This is a genomic window from Priestia sp. D3YE.R1, from assembly GCF_049199565.1.
Lineage (GTDB): Bacteria > Bacillota > Bacilli > Bacillales > Bacillaceae_H > Priestia > Priestia aryabhattai.
The window spans coordinates 1253369-1268395 of sequence record NZ_JBLTHW010000001.1; the positions used below are offsets into that span (position 1 = coordinate 1253369).

Below are 15027 nucleotides of genomic sequence, written 5' to 3' on the forward strand. Positions count from 1 at the left end.
CTGTAATCTAATTTATTAAAAGCTATGGGAACAAGGATATTACATAATTTTATTCATAGTTTCTTATTTGTAATTATATTTGAAAATAGTTTTGTAACAGTTTCAAATGAGTCCAAGGGTGAACTTTATCAAAATAAAGTTTTAATTTAATTAGACAGCGTTTTTTAAAGGGATAGTCAATTAGGAAAGCTATTAGCTCATTCTGGAATACCTGAATATTAAATATAAAAAATATGTCAGTTTATCTAACCATATATTTGCATAAAACCTTAAAAGTAATATAATCATTCTATCGTATGAACAAAAGTGTTCAAAAATAAAAAAATGAACACTTTCGTAAAAAAATATGTACAAAACCCATCAAAGGTGTTTATAATACATTCTTATAAAGATAAAATGTTCTAAAAATTATAAATTAATACATTATTTTAAACTTTTAGAACCAGTTATCTGATAAATATTGATAATTTGAAGATAGTATTGGCCAGTACTACGAAACACATCAATTTTAAAATTAGAAATCTATTAAAACTTTTAAGGGAGAGAATAGTACAATGACAACAACTCTTACAGAAATCAAAGCATATAAACACGAGCCTTTTACAGACTTCAAGCTTGAAGAAAATAAAAAAGAATTCAAAAAAGCTTTAGAAACTGTACACTCCCAACTTGGAAAAGATTATCCCCTAGTTATTGGTGATGAGTTAATTACAACAGATGAAAAAATTGTATCAATTAACCCAGCAAATAAAGTAGAGGTTATTGGACGAGTGTCTAAAACGAATCAAGAATTAGCTGAAAAAGCTATGCAAACAGCTCTTTCTACATTCAATACATGGAAAAAAGAAAATCCAGAAGTACGCGCAAACATTTTATTCCGTGCAGCTGACATTATCCGTCGTCGTAAACATGAATTCTCAAGCTATTTAGTTAAGGAAGCTGGTAAGCCTTGGAATGAAGCTGATGCAGATACAGCAGAAGCTATTGATTTTCTAGAGTTTTATGCACGCCAAATGTTGAAGTTAAAGGACGGAGTACCTGTACAAAGTCGTGAAGGCGAAGAAAATAAATTTAATTATATCCCACTTGGTGTAGGAATCATTATTTCTCCATTTAATTTTCCGTTAGCTATTATGGCAGGAACTGCAGCTGCAGCAATCGTTACGGGAAACACAATCTTATTAAAACCTGCTGATGCAACTCCTGTCGTAGCAGCGAAATTTGTAGAAGTAATGGAGGAAGCTGGGCTTCCTAAAGGAGTACTAAATTTTATTCCAGGCGTTACACCTGAGATTGGCGACTATTTAGTTCAACATCCTAAAACACGTTTTGTTTCATTCACAGGTTCTCGTGAAGTTGGTTGCCGTATTTATGAAAAAGCATCAAAAGTACAACCAGGTCAAAAATGGTTAAAACGTGTTATTGCTGAAATGGGTGGAAAAGATACAGTGGTTGTTGATAAAGATGCAGATTTAGATTTAGCAGCATCTTCTATCGTGTACTCTGCATTCGGCTTCTCAGGACAAAAATGTTCAGCTGGTTCTCGTGCTGTGGTTCATCAAGATGTGTATGACATTGTACTTGAAAAAGCAGTTGCATTAACAAAAACATTAAAAGTAGGGAATCCAGAAGATGTATCTACTTATATGGGACCTGTTAGTCACGAGGCTTCTTATAACAAAGTATTATCTTATATTGAAATTGGTAAGAAAGAGGGTCGCTTGATGACAGGTGGAGAAGCAGATGACTCTAAGGGTTACTTCATCCAGCCCACAATCTTCGCAGATGTCGATGAAAAAGCACGCCTAATGCAAGAAGAGATTTTTGGTCCAGTAGTAGCTTTCTGTAAAGCACGCGATTTCGATCATATGATGGAGATTGCAAATAATACTGACTATGCTTTGACAGGTGCCTTGCTTTCTAGTACACCTGCTCATATTGAAAGAGCAAAAGAAGAATTTCATGTAGGTAATCTTTATTTCAACCGTGGTTGTACAGGTGCAATTGTAGGGTATCATCCGTTTGGTGGATTTAACATGTCTGGAACTGATTCAAAAGCAGGAGGACCGGATTACTTAATCCTGCACATGCAAGCAAAAACAACAAGTACAGCACTTTAAAAACAATGGGACAGCTTTTCGAGGCTGTCCCGGTTTTAAAGAAAGGTACATATATTTAGGGGGGATTTTCATGTTAGCAGAGGTTTCAAAAAATGTTTTTCTTCATGTTTCTCAAAACAGAGTACTAAATAAGGCTGCAAAAAAATGGGGTCTTAAATTTGGAGCTTCCCAAGTTGTGGCGGGGGACACAATTGAGAGCGCCATCAAGAAAGTAAATCAATTAAATCAAAAGGGGTTAGTTTGCACTCTCGATCATTTAGGAGAATTTGTATCCAGTAGAGAAGAAGCTGTAGAAGCAACACAGTATAACGTGCGTACATTAGAAGCTATGGGGGAATCAGGTGTAAAGTGTAATCTATCCGTTAAAATGACCCAGCTTGGTTTAGATATTGATTCAAATTTCTGTTTGGAAAACATGCGTCGAATCCTTGAAACAGCAAAAAAGTATAATAATTTTGTACGAATTGATATGGAAGACTATGCACATTGCCAAATTACATTAGATATCTTAAAAGAATTACGTCAAATATATGGTTATGATAACGTAGGTACAGTTATTCAAGCATATTTATTTCGAGCTGAGCAAGATGTAAAAGACTTAAAAGGCATTTCTCTTAGGTTAGTTAAAGGGGCTTACCAAGAATCTCCTACAGTAGCTTATCAAGAAAAGAAGGAAATAGACAATAATTACATGAGAATTATTGAAGAACATCTATTAAGTGGAAGCTATACAGCCATTGCCTCTCATGATCATAATATTATCGAAAAAGTAAAAGAATTTGCTAAAAAACATCACATTAATCGTAATCAATTTGAGTTTCAAATGCTATACGGATTTAGAACCGATATGCAGTTGAGTTTAGCTAAAGAAGGCTATAAAATGCGTGTGTATGTCCCTTTTGGAAATGACTGGTTTGGATATTTTATGCGTCGTATGGCAGAAAGACCACAAAATGTTGCATTTGCACTAAAAGGCTTTTTTTCTAAATGAATATCTAAATTTTCATAATATTTAGATATCTTTGAGGTTCTGTCAAAAAAATTAAAGAGCCTTTGTTATGTGAGCAAAGGCTTTTTCTGATGACTTTCTTCTCTACTCCACTATTAAATTTTCTTTCTTTATGGATAGGAATATTAATTTTTACAAAGGAGGTTATAAAATAAGTACGATCAACAGCCTGAGCTCAAAAAAGAACTAAAAACGCGGCATATTACCATGATTTCTCTTGGTGGTGTCATTGGTGCTGGACTATTTATTGGAAGTGGAACATTAATTAACACTGCAGGACCCGGTTCAATTATCTCGTACGCATTTGCTGGTTTATTAGTCATTTTAGTAATGCGGATGCTAGGTGAAATGTCAACAGCCAATCCATCCAGTGGGTCGTTTGCTACTTACGCCAGAGAGGCACTTGGACCATGGGCTGGATATACTATTGGTTGGTTGTACTGGTTCTTTTGGGTTATTGTTATTGCGGTAGAAGCAATAGCTGGTGCAACAATTATTCAATATTGGTTTCCTTCTTTGCCATCCTGGTCCGTGAGCTTAATTCTTACCTTTCTGTTAACTTTAACTAACATATTTTCTGTTAAATCTTTTGGTGAATTTGAATATTGGTTTTCTTTAATTAAAGTGGTAAGTTTGGGTCTGTTTTTAATCCTTGGTGGAGCTATTATATGTGGTTTTATACCAGGAGTAGAATCACCTGGTACATCAAACCTTCTCGACAGAGGTGGATTCCTTCCCAATGGAATAAGTTCGATCTTCTTAGGAGTAACTGTTGTAATGTTCTCCTTTATGGGAACAGAGATTGTAGCCACAGCTGCAGGAGAATCACCTCATCCAGAAAAAGCAATTATATCCGCAACAAATACCGTCATCTATAGAATTTTACTTTTCTATCTTGGCTCTATCCTGATTCTTGTAACAGTTCTTCCTTGGGATTCTTCTAGTTTGATGAAAAGCCCTTTTGTATCGCTCTTAGAAATTGTCAATATTCCAGCAGCAGCTCAAGTAATGAATTTTATCTTGTTAACAGCTGTACTTTCTTGCTTAAATTCAGGTCTTTATACAAGTTCTCGTATGTTATTTTCTATGGCTCAGAAAGGAGATGCTCCTAAGCTGTTTTTAAAGGTGAATAGAAAAGGAATCCCCTTTAATGCAATTATAGGCTGTACAATTATTTCTTATATCAGCGTAGGTTTTAATTATCTTTCTCCTGATAAGATTTTTTTGTTTCTAGTCAATGCTTCTGGGGGAGTCGCCCTTCTTGTATATTTGGTAATCGCTTTCTCTCAATTACGTATGCGTAAAAATTATGAAAAGGAGCAGCCTGAGAAACTCAAAATAAGAATGTGGCTATTTCCTTACTTGACATACGGCACGATTGTTGGCATTACTAGTATTTTTATCGCAATGCCTTTTATTGATTCTTTACGTACACAGTTCTTTTTAACTTTACTCATAGCTTTATTCATTGTAAGATCTTTCTTTCTTACAAAAAACAGAAGGAATATAACAAAAGTAGAAGTAGAGAAAAATATTTCTTAAATTTAAAGCCAATACAAATAAAGGAGCTATTTTTATGTGGATAATCACTACTTATTCAAATCTAAACAATACTACGATGTTTGAATATGAAAACGAAATAGAAGCAAGAAAAACCTTTAGAGAGATCCAAGGTTGTAAAATCCTTTCGGAGGTTATTTATTTTAGTGATTCTAAATTAGAGTTGGATGTATACTAATCCCTTTTATTGTATGATTCATTATAAAAAGCTCGTCTAAAATAAGCTTATCTCTAAGAGTAAGCAATTTTCAGACGAGCTTTTCCTATTATATAGTAGTCACATCAAGCGTATTTTCATGTTGCTTCACTAACTTATAAAACGTTGTCTTTTTTAAGTTTGCCTCCTTCATTGCTTGTACAGCTGTAATTTCTGTTTGCTTCCATCGATTATAAACTTCAATAAACTCCTTACTGACTTGAGCTTTAGGTCGCCCAAAAGATACTCCCTTATTTAGCTCAGCATCAATAATACCCTCACGTTGTCGCTTACGAATTCGGTCCCGTTCTTCTTGAGCCATCCAAGACAAAATTTGAAGAACTAGATCGGCAATGAATGTTCCTAAACTGTCCTTGTACTGAGTTGTATCAAGCAATGGCATATCCAACACGACAATATCAGCCTCAGTCTCTTTTGTAATCGCATTCCACTCTTGTAAGATTTCTTCTTTATTACGACCAAAACGATCTAACAAATGAATATAAAGGATATCCCCTTTGCCAATCATTCGCTTCAATAATTGATACTGTTCTCGATTAAAGTTTTTACCACTTTGTTTATCAATGAAAATATCTCGAGGAGAAATACCTACTTCTTGCATAGATTGAAGTTGATGACCTTCATTTTGATCTCGACTACTCACACGTATATATCCAAATCTTCTGCTTTCCTTTTTTATACTCCTTTTATAGGTTTATTCCTCTTATTCTATCAAAAAAACGTTCGTAAAAGTTCATTTACAAAAGAGAACGTTCGTAATTTATTTTTAAACTTAAATGAACCACAAAAATGATAAATTTCTTATAAAAACTAAAAGTCCGTAAATATATACTTTTATGAACTATATATTTTGTGTTATTGTTAAATTTATACAAATAATTCCACTTTAAATATAGGTTTAAATACTATATCCATAATTGCATAAAAAAACCTATTCCCTGGTGCTGTGATGTGGGAATAGGCTCAATGAGTTAAGATGACATTTCGAAAAATCTCCAATTAACATGCCTTTTTTATTTTACAACAAATCAAATTAGAAAACGATTACATTTTTTTGTTTTAAACACAAAAAATTCGCAGCTTAGAAAGAGTGGTGGACTCGTTGGAGTTGGGTTTTAAGAACCAATATGCACGAGTATATATTTTCCTTTATCAACTACCTTATCCCTATTTACATAATAAAAAGAAAAGCTACTGATAAAGGATAAGTAGCTTTTCTTTTTATTATGTATCTTATCAGATTCAGCTCCATTCGTATATAAATCCCATTATTATACATAATAATAAAAAATATACTTTCTCAAAAGGGGCTTTCGATAGTGAATAGAGAACAAGTCATTGAAGTTTATCAAGATGTTCTAGAAAAGAGAAGAAAAAGATTTCCTAATTATTTCTTTGTAGGTAAGGAAGGAAAAAAATATATGCGCTATATGACATGCTATTTACTTGAGCAACTCTTATCAATCCCCATCGATGAAATCCCTTTTCAAGTAGGTGCCAATACATTATGGTCTCATCGTCTCAGACCCCCTGCTATGCTATATGGATGGAATTATTATGAAGTCATTGATAATGCCTATCCAGGAAAATTTAAACCTTGGCAATTCCAACAAACTCCTGATAAATATTGGGAGGGAGAAGAAGGAAAGAGAAGAGCTATTGAGGCAGTAAAATATGTAATAGAGGAAAAAATGAAGATTCCTATGGAAGAAATACCCTTTCGAGTTAATTTTAATTTTTTTAGACAACATGGTTTAGGTGGCGCCTTTACGCTTTTAGGCTATTCCCCTTTTCAAATAGTTGAAGCGATTTATCCTAGTGTCTTTAGGCCTTGGCAATTTGCTCATGTTCCCATGAATTGTTGGAAAAATGAAGAATATATTCGAGAGGCAATGGATGATTTCTTATTCAAACAGCTTCATTTCTCTTCCTATCAGGAGGCTTTTCTCCAATTAAAGAGAAGTCATTTTACCGATTTTCAGTTAACTGGTCTCTTTCAAATGGCTTTTGATTCCAGAATGAATAATGTAAGGAAATGGATAAATGAACAACTAAATAACACAGATGATGAATTATTTTATATGAATCTTGATTAATGAAAGAACTGATTGAAACGGGTAGCCTGAACTAAATTACCATTATGTCTATTTCCTATTTTAAAAAATGATAATTGATGAGTATATGGTTACTTGCTTTGATTTTTCTTCTTCATAAAAAGATATAACGATTCAGCAAAAAAAAGAAAAAGAAGAAAAAAGAGTACAAATAATTCAGCGACTTCCATTACCCTAAATGGACTCATGGCGTTGTACAACGCCTGAGAAACATCAAATCCTTGAACAATATCAATACCTAAAGAAAAGCCCATTAAACATCCCAACATTAAAAGGCTAATACCTATGATTTTCATATCTATCACGCTCCATATAATAGGTTCTTCCTTTTCTTCTATGATGATACATAAATATTTATTGTTAATTTTTACATAAAAAACTCTTATATGGTTAAAGTAATAAAAACTGAAAGAAGGGTGCTTAAATCTATGCCTTCGTTTTTTAAAGATCGCAAACCAAAAAAGAAACGGCCAAAGAGTGACGAGAATCAAACTACTGATCATCAAATAGAACGGATACAGGTTTCGTTATCAGGCAACCTTAACATGATTGAGCAGAAAACGGGAAATAGTTCAGATGTCGTTATTCGTGAGATAAAAATGGGGGGGGATTCTGACATTAAAACGGCGATTGTCTATGTAGAAGGAATTGTAGACAATCAGTCGATTCAAGAATATCTACTGCAATCTATGATGAAGGATGATCATAAAGAAGTAATAAATCAGCAAAATGCGATAGACCTGCTTTCTAAAGATATAATGACAATTGGAAACATATCTCCCATCACTAACTTCGATGATTTATTTGCATCTTTAATGGCAGGAGATACTCTTATTTTAGTGGATGGAGTAGATCAGGCACTGAGTGCTAGTACCAAAGGTGGAGAAAAGCGTTCCATTGCGGAATCTACTACCCAAATGGTAGTGCGAGGACCAAAAGGAGCATTTACCGAGTCTCTTGGGACCAATACAGCTATGGTACGCCGCATCATTAAGACCCCCGATTTATGGATGGAGTCTTTAAAAGTTGGGCGTGTAACTAAGACAGATGTGACGCTTATGTACATACATGGCATTGCCAATGATAAAGTCGTCAAAGAAATTCGTCAGCGATTACATCGAATTGATATCGACAGCATTTTGGAATCAGGATATATTGAACAACTAATAGAGGATCAAACATTGACTCCTTTTCCAACTATGTACAACACAGAAAGACCTGACGTTGTAGCAGGGAACCTGTTAGAAGGGCGGATTGCTATATTTGTAGATGGGACCCCTTTTGTACTCATTGCGCCAGCTATATTTATGCAATTTTTCCAATCGGCTGAAGATTATTATGCCCGGTTTGACATTGCTACCTCGATTCGGCTTTTGCGTATTTTTATGTTTATGATTTCGCTCATTGCGCCAGCTACCTATGTTGCCGTTACAACCTTTCACCAAGAAATGGTTCCAACCATGCTCATTGTAGCTATTGCGGCACAGAGGGAATCCGTTCCTTTTCCAGCGTTTGTGGAAGCCGTGCTTATGGAAATAACCTTTGAAATCTTACGCGAAGCAGGGATACGTTTACCTAAAGCTATTGGTTCGGCAGTATCTATTGTCGGGGCCCTTGTAATAGGTCAAGCAGCTGTTCAAGCAAGTATTGTTTCACCAGCAATGGTTATCATTGTATCCATCACGGCTATTGCTAGTTTTGCCACACCATCTTTTGATATGGCGATTTCGGCCCGTTTAATTCGTTTTTTGTTTATGATCGGTGCAGCAACATTTGGATTCTACGGCATCATTTTGTGTCTTTTAATGATGGTTGTCCATCTATGCAGCTTACGTTCATTTGGAGTACCCTATATGGCTCCATTTGCTCCCTTCATCCCCGTAAACAATGGAGATACTGTTGTGAGATTACCGTGGTGGACACTGAGACAAAGACCGCGATTAATTACTGCTAATACGGTTCGAGAAGGGACAAATCAACACCCACACCCTCCTGCATCTCGAGGTATGGTGAATAGCGATTTTGAAGAAGGTAACAACAATGAAGCGTAAAGGGGTTTTTCTTTTATTGATGATGACAATGACGCTTTTGCTCACAAGTTGCTGGAGTAAAAAAGAATTAACGGACCTTGCTATTGTATCAGCCATGGGTATCGACGAAACGAAAGATGGAAGATTTCACTTAACACTTCAAATTATTAATCCAGGAAACGTGGCAGGAGGTATGCAAGGAGGAGGAGGCAGCCAAAGCCCTCCTATTACCATCTATTCGGCTTCAGGGGATAATATAGTAGAAGCAAGTAGACGGGCTTCAGGCAGAATCTCTCGACGATTGTATTATGCTCATACAAACTTAGTCGTAGTGGGAGAAAGGCTGGCCAGAAAAGAAGGGCTTAATACGTTAATTGATAGTTTAGATCGGGATCCGGAATTTCGAAATACTTCCACTCTTGTGATTGCGAAAAACTCGACCGCAGCTGACCTTGTCAAAACATTAACCCCAGTTGATAAAATTCCAGCGAATAAAGTGCTAAAAACCTTAGAATTTACGGAAAGAAAATGGGGAGAGAATGTAAAAACATCACTCCAAGAAGTGATGAAGAGCATTGAGTCTCCTGGAAGAGGAGCTGTCGTATCAGGATTTCGTCTAGTTGGGAATCCCCAGCAAGCACAAAAGCTAGATAACCTTCAGGAAAGTGCACCCGCGGCAACACTTCGCGCTTCCGGAATTGCTGTCTTAAAACAGGGAAAGCTAGTGGATTGGCTGTATGGAAAACCAGCAAGAGGGACGGTATGGATTCTCGATAAAATTCAAGGGACGAATATTAATATTAGTTGGGCAGGAAAGAAAGAGGCTATTGCTTATCAAACTGTACGACAAAAAACAAGTGTGTCTGCTCAGGTGAAGAATGGGAAACCTCATATTTCTGTTCATACACGTGTTGAAGGAGATATAGGCGACATGGAGGTACCTGTTGATATCACCAATCCAAAGGTCATTACAAAAATCGAACAATCGTTGAGGAAAGAAATTAAAAAAGAGCTAAGTGTAGCTATTGAACATGCACAAAAAAACAAAACGGATATTTTGGGATTCGGTGAAGTGATTCACCGTACTAGACCAAATCAATTTAAGAAGTTAAAAACGGAATGGAATGATGTGTACTTTCCAAAGTTAGATGTAGATATTACAGTGGAAGCCTACGTACGTCGAGCTGGTTTACGAAATAAATCGTTTCTTTCAGGAATAAAGGAGAATCAAAAGTAAGGAAAAGGAGGTGCCAGTTGAATGGAGAAAGCGAAAATTAGTGCTAGTCAGCTCTTTATCTTAATGGTTCTGTTTGAGCTGGGGAGTGCTTTACTGGTACCTCTTGCCATCAGGGCTAAGCAGGATGCATGGCTTGGAATTCTGCTGGGTATGTTAGGAAGCTTTATTTTATTTTTAGTTTATCATAAACTTTACACCTATTATCCCAACCTCTTACCTACAGAATATATGCAAAAGATTTTAGGGAAAGTGCTGGGTACTGTACTTGCCTTTGTTTACATTCTTTATTTTATGTATGATGCTTCAAGAGTTCTACGTGATTTTGGTGAAATGCTGTTAACTTTTGCCTATCCTGACACGCCTTTATTCATCGCAAATGCATTATTAATACTTGTCATTATTTACACCATTAGAAAAGGAATTGAGGTCATAGCTCGATCCGGAGAACTGCTTTTTATTTTTATGTATATCCTTGCAGTTGCTGGCTTTATCTTAATTATATCTTCTGGTTTAATTGATTTTAAGAATTTACAACCTGTTTTGGAAGAAGGCTTATTACCATCGGTAAAGGTTGCATTGTCTGAAACGTTATATTTTCCGTTTACTGAAGCTATTGTGTTTACAATGATTTTGCCGTATTTAAATGATTCTAAGAAAGCAAAAGTGACTATGCTATGTGCAACGGGATTAAGTGGAATCAATTTGGTTATTACGATGCTCATTAATATTAGTGTACTTGGTGTTAATCTAACTGCGCGTTCCCAATTCCCACTTCTTAGTACAGTCGCGAGCATCCAAGTAGCAGATTTTTTAGAACGGCTTGATGTGTTTTTTATGCTTGCTATGGTGATTGGGATTTTTTTTAAGGTTACCATATTATTTTATGCAGCCACCATAGGAACAGCTAACTTATTCAAAATTACATCACCTTCAATGTTAGCGTATCCTTTAGGTATTGTTGTTCTATTTTTATCTGTCACAATCGCGAGTAATTTCCAAGAACATCTCCATGAAGGATTATATATAGCCAAGTTTATTCTGCATATCCCTCTATTCACCATAATTCCTCCTATCCTTCTTTTTATAGCTTTCTTACAAAAAAGGAAGGTTCATGGGAGTAAACATAGTTGATCAGCTAGTTTTTATATAGAATATAGTCTTTACAGCGACATTTCCTAATAAGGTAATTACCCGTAGAAAGATTCTCTCTACATTAGAATTACCTTTAGAACAAATCTCATCTTTATTAAATAACGTTCGAAAGCAATAGAAAGTTAAATAGCCATTCAAAAAAGCAAAAGGAAGCTTTAATAAAACCGAAAAGGAGGTCTCAATTGAATGGAAAAAGCTAAGATTAGTTCTAGTCAGCTCTTTATCTTAATGGTTCTATTCGAATTGGGGAGTGCTTTACTGGTACCTCTTGCAATAGATGCAAAACAAGACGCTTGGCTTGCAATTCTCCTTGGAATGGTATTCAGTTTCGTTCTATTGCTAATCTACCACAAGCTTTATACCTATTATCCTGACCTTTTGCCTACAGAATATATCCAAAAGATTTTAGGGAAAGTATTAGGTACCGTACTGGCCTTTGTTTACATTCTTTATTTTATGTACGATGCCTCAAGGGTTCTACGTGATTTTGGTGAAATGCTATTAACCTTTGCCTATCCTGACACACCTTTATTCATTGCCAATGCATTATTAATGCTTGTCATTATTTATACAATCAGAAAAGGAATTGAGGTCATAGCTCGATCCGGAGAACTGCTTTTTATTTTTATGTATGTCCTTGCGGTTGCTGGTTTTATCTTAATTATATCTTCTGGATTAATCGAGATTAAAAATTTACAACCTATTTTGGAAGAAGGTTTATTTCCTGTCCTAAAAGTGGTATTTACTCAAACTTTGTATTTTCCATTTACAGAAGTCATTGTATTTACCATGATTTTACCGTATTTAAATAATCCTAAGAAAGCAAAGGTGACCATGCTATGTGCAAGTGGATTAAGTGGAATTAATTTAATTATTACCATGCTCATTAATGTTTGCGTATTGGGAGTTGATTTAACTGCACGTTCACAGTATCCACTTCTTAGCACAGTGGAGAGCATCCAAGTAGCTAATTTTTTAGAAAGGCTTGATGTATTTTTTATGCTTGCTTCAATTATCACTATCTTCTTTAAAATCTGCTTGTTATTTTATGCAGCTGTCATAGGTACAGCAAATTTATTCAAGGTTAAATCACCTTCAAGGTTATCGTATCCTTTGGGGCTAATCATTCTCTTCTTATCTATTACCATTGCGAGCAATGTTCAAGAACATAACCACGAAGGACTGAAGGTGGCAATGTTTACTATACACATTCCTCTTCTTGGGATTATTCCTCCTTTGCTTCTTCTTGTAGCTTTCTTTAAAAATAGGAAGAAGCATGGGAAAAACAAATTTAACTAGCTAATTTTCGTATAGAATTTTGTCATCCTTGTTAAATTCCCCAGTAAAGTTCTTAACCGTGGAAAGAATACTTTTAGCCTAGAATTAACCTTAAAGTAAATCTAGTATCTATTACATAACATTCGAAAAATCGGAAGTGGTGAAAGCAGTAAAGGATAAGCCAAAAATTTAAAACAGTTCCTTAAATACAGTTGAAAAGGAAGGCGGATTGAATGGAGAAAGCTAAAATTAGTGCTAATCAGCTTTTTATCCTAATGGTTTTGTTTGAGCTGGGTACTACTTTATTGTTACCCATTGCTATGGACGCAAAACAGGACTCTTGGCTTGCGATTCTGCTTGGAACCGTATTCAGTTTTGTTCTGTTTCTAGTCTATAATAAACTTTACTCGTACTATCCAGATATTTTACCTACAGAGTACATGCAAAAAATCTTAGGTAAAGCCATAGGAAGCGTACTGGCCTTTCTTTATATCTTTTATTTTATCTATAATGTAGCAAGGGTTCTACGTGATATCGGCGAGATGCTGTTAACCTTTGCTTATCCCGATACCCCTTTGTTTATTGCGAATGCTTTATTGATTCTTGTTATTATTTATACAGTTCGCAAAGGTATAGAAGTAATAGCCCGGTCAGGAGAAATCTTTTTTATAATCATGTATATCCTAGCCATCACTGGCTTTATTCTGATTGTATGTTCAGGATTAATCGATATTACGAACTTACAACCAGTACTCGAAGAAGGGATATTCCCACCCTTGAAAGTTGTTTTTACTCAAATCTTGTATTTTCCTTTTAGTGAAGCGATTGTGTTTACAATGATTTTACCGTATTTAAAAAACCCAAAGAAAGCCAAAGTGACCATGTTATGTGCATCAGGATTAGCTGGCATCAACTTGACTATTGCCATGCTGATTAACATTAGTGTACTTGGGGTTGATTTGACTGAACGTTCCCAATTTCCTCTTCTTAGTACCATACAAAGCATCCAAGTAGCTGACTTTTTAGAACGTCTTGATGTGTTTTTTATGATTGCTTTAGTTACCGGTGGTTTCTTTAAGATAAGCGTATTGCTTTATGCGGCTGTCATAGGGACGGCCAACTTATTTAAGATTAAATCATCTTCACGACTTTCATATCCTATAGGACTTATGATTCTATTTATGTCAATGACGATTTCTAGCAATTTTCAAGAACACCTCCATGAAGGATTGGGGATAGAGATGTTTGTTTTGTATATTCCCCTCTCTGCGATTATGCCTATTCTGCTGCTTCTTGTTGCTTTCTTGAAAAATAGAAAGGACCATAAGCAATAAAAGGTTTATTTGCATTATTCCCTTCGAATATGAGGTGGTTCTTACAATCTGTTACCCCCCTCTAAAACAAGGATTATTAGGGGGAATTTAAACTATTTGAGGTGATTTTTATGTATACCTGTTTTTATGATCATTTTGTTAATACAATTCTATTTCCTCTTACTTGTATAGTGATTGTAGCCCTCATGTTAAGTGCATATGCATACTTAAAATTGAGGAAAGCAAATAATCAATAGTCTCTAGGAATTGTTGATTTTTAATATTGATTTTTCTTCCCCCTTTAAAAAAACTGATTATGTGTAGTTCTACTTTTCGTCATATCATTAAGTAAAACTAAACGTATTTTATTAAAAGTAGTGTTATTGATTTTACTCCATGTAGACAAATGAAACTTTTTTCTACAAAGTATTACGCTTCTAAATCACAGAATATCAATGATTATTTAAAAGTTATTTCTTGTATTTCGACGCGGATTTTTCTAACAAGATATACTTTTACGAATAAGATATTTAAATCTATTACAAGGTGTTAAAGTAATTATTATCGTTAATAAAAAAAGAAAGCTACCCCATCGTTGCAGGACGGATAGCTTTTAGGGAATTTATATGTTTCTATTCATAGAAAAATCTGAATAATTGTACAACAAATTTATAAATAAGGCAATATAGGACAGCTTTGAGCATATGTATAAAAGGTGCGCTTTTTATACACTTAATTCTAAAACGTCTATCTGAAAAACGTTGATAAATCAAGGATGTATAAAAAGCTGCATATGGCAGAAACCTATCCTAGATTGAACCCTTACTCCCATAAGGGTTCTTTTTGGTGATGTCTTCCGGAAAGAGTGTTTATGTTAAGTAAATTGTAAATTATTTCGTAAAAATCCACAGTTTAACTATTTACCTTAATGACGACAAATGGCGCCCAATTGTGGAGAATCTTTATAAATAAAGGAATTCTTTATATGACCCATTTT

The 15027-nt window shown here is 34.9% G+C and carries 10 protein-coding genes and 1 pseudogene; 9 read left to right on the forward strand and 2 right to left on the reverse strand.

Going from position 1 to position 15027, the window contains the following annotated elements; genetic code table 11:
- The first annotated feature begins 554 nt into the window (after positions 1-554).
- The 3 genes and pseudogenes from pruA to ACOZIR_RS06465 form a co-directional block, all read left to right on the forward strand.
- Entirely contained in the window at positions 555-2120 is a 1566-nt protein-coding gene (gene pruA, locus ACOZIR_RS06455) for an L-glutamate gamma-semialdehyde dehydrogenase (protein ID WP_310878013.1), read from the forward strand.
- Between the two features lie 70 nt (positions 2121-2190).
- Positions 2191-3111, forward strand: a complete 921-nt coding sequence (locus tag ACOZIR_RS06460; protein ID WP_045295207.1) for a proline dehydrogenase family protein — start codon at positions 2191-2193, stop codon at positions 3109-3111.
- A 183-nt stretch (positions 3112-3294) separates the two neighbouring features.
- A pseudogene (locus ACOZIR_RS06465) lies at positions 3295-4671 on the forward strand (amino acid permease); the annotation flags it as partial.
- 284 nt (positions 4672-4955) lie between these two features.
- On the opposite strand, the gene ACOZIR_RS06470 reads toward ACOZIR_RS06465, so the two are convergent.
- Entirely contained in the window at positions 4956-5585 is a 630-nt protein-coding gene (locus tag ACOZIR_RS06470; RefSeq protein WP_340142128.1) for a recombinase family protein, read from the reverse strand.
- A 640-nt stretch (positions 5586-6225) separates the two neighbouring features.
- Between ACOZIR_RS06470 and ACOZIR_RS06475 the strand changes: the two genes are divergently transcribed.
- On the forward strand, positions 6226-7002 hold the full coding sequence (locus ACOZIR_RS06475) for a hypothetical protein (RefSeq protein ID WP_045295367.1): 777 nt from the start codon (positions 6226-6228) through the stop codon (positions 7000-7002).
- An 89-nt stretch (positions 7003-7091) separates the two neighbouring features.
- Here the strand turns inward: ACOZIR_RS06475 and ACOZIR_RS06480 are convergent, their stop codons facing one another.
- Entirely contained in the window at positions 7092-7316 is a 225-nt protein-coding gene (locus ACOZIR_RS06480; protein WP_045295366.1) for a hypothetical protein, read from the reverse strand.
- 132 nt (positions 7317-7448) lie between these two features.
- Here ACOZIR_RS06480 and ACOZIR_RS06485 point away from each other — a divergent pair, with 132 nt between their 5' ends.
- The 5 genes from ACOZIR_RS06485 (at position 7449) to ACOZIR_RS06505 (ending at position 14051) form a co-directional block, all read left to right on the forward strand.
- Entirely contained in the window at positions 7449-9071 is a 1623-nt protein-coding gene (locus ACOZIR_RS06485) for a spore germination protein (RefSeq protein ID WP_045295365.1), read from the forward strand.
- Positions 9061-10287, forward strand: coding sequence for a Ger(x)C family spore germination protein (locus ACOZIR_RS06490; protein WP_045295364.1), 1227 nt, complete (start codon positions 9061-9063; stop codon positions 10285-10287). Before ACOZIR_RS06485 ends, ACOZIR_RS06490 begins: the two co-directional genes overlap by 11 nt.
- 21 nt (positions 10288-10308) lie before the next feature.
- Positions 10309-11418, forward strand: coding sequence for a GerAB/ArcD/ProY family transporter (locus ACOZIR_RS06495; RefSeq protein WP_045295363.1), 1110 nt, complete (start codon positions 10309-10311; stop codon positions 11416-11418).
- 207 nt (positions 11419-11625) lie between these two features.
- Complete coding sequence (locus ACOZIR_RS06500) at positions 11626-12738, forward strand: GerAB/ArcD/ProY family transporter (RefSeq protein ID WP_045295362.1); 1113 nt, start codon at positions 11626-11628, stop codon at positions 12736-12738.
- Positions 12739-12950: 212 nt separating this feature from the next.
- Positions 12951-14051: a GerAB/ArcD/ProY family transporter gene (locus tag ACOZIR_RS06505; RefSeq protein WP_045295361.1), complete on the forward strand. Its 1101-nt coding sequence runs from the start codon at positions 12951-12953 to the stop codon at positions 14049-14051.
- The last annotated feature ends 976 nt before the right edge of the window (positions 14052-15027 follow it).

What these genes read in the sequence shown, in the direction of transcription:
- ACOZIR_RS06500 (WP_045295362.1), top strand. Translation starts at nt 11,626, where the DNA reads ATGGAAAAAGCTAAGATTAGTTCTAGTCAGCTCTTTATCTTAATGGTT.
- ACOZIR_RS06485 (WP_045295365.1), top strand. Translation starts at nt 7,449, where the DNA reads ATGCCTTCGTTTTTTAAAGATCGCAAACCAAAAAAGAAACGGCCAAAG.
- ACOZIR_RS06495 (WP_045295363.1), top strand. Translation starts at nt 10,309, where the DNA reads ATGGAGAAAGCGAAAATTAGTGCTAGTCAGCTCTTTATCTTAATGGTT.
- ACOZIR_RS06490 (WP_045295364.1), top strand. Translation starts at nt 9,061, where the DNA reads ATGAAGCGTAAAGGGGTTTTTCTTTTATTGATGATGACAATGACGCTT.
- ACOZIR_RS06480 (WP_045295366.1), bottom strand. Translation starts at nt 7,316, where the DNA reads ATGAAAATCATAGGTATTAGCCTTTTAATGTTGGGATGTTTAATGGGC.
- ACOZIR_RS06460 (WP_045295207.1), top strand. Translation starts at nt 2,191, where the DNA reads ATGTTAGCAGAGGTTTCAAAAAATGTTTTTCTTCATGTTTCTCAAAAC.
- ACOZIR_RS06505 (WP_045295361.1), top strand. Translation starts at nt 12,951, where the DNA reads ATGGAGAAAGCTAAAATTAGTGCTAATCAGCTTTTTATCCTAATGGTT.
- pruA (WP_310878013.1), top strand. Translation starts at nt 555, where the DNA reads ATGACAACAACTCTTACAGAAATCAAAGCATATAAACACGAGCCTTTT.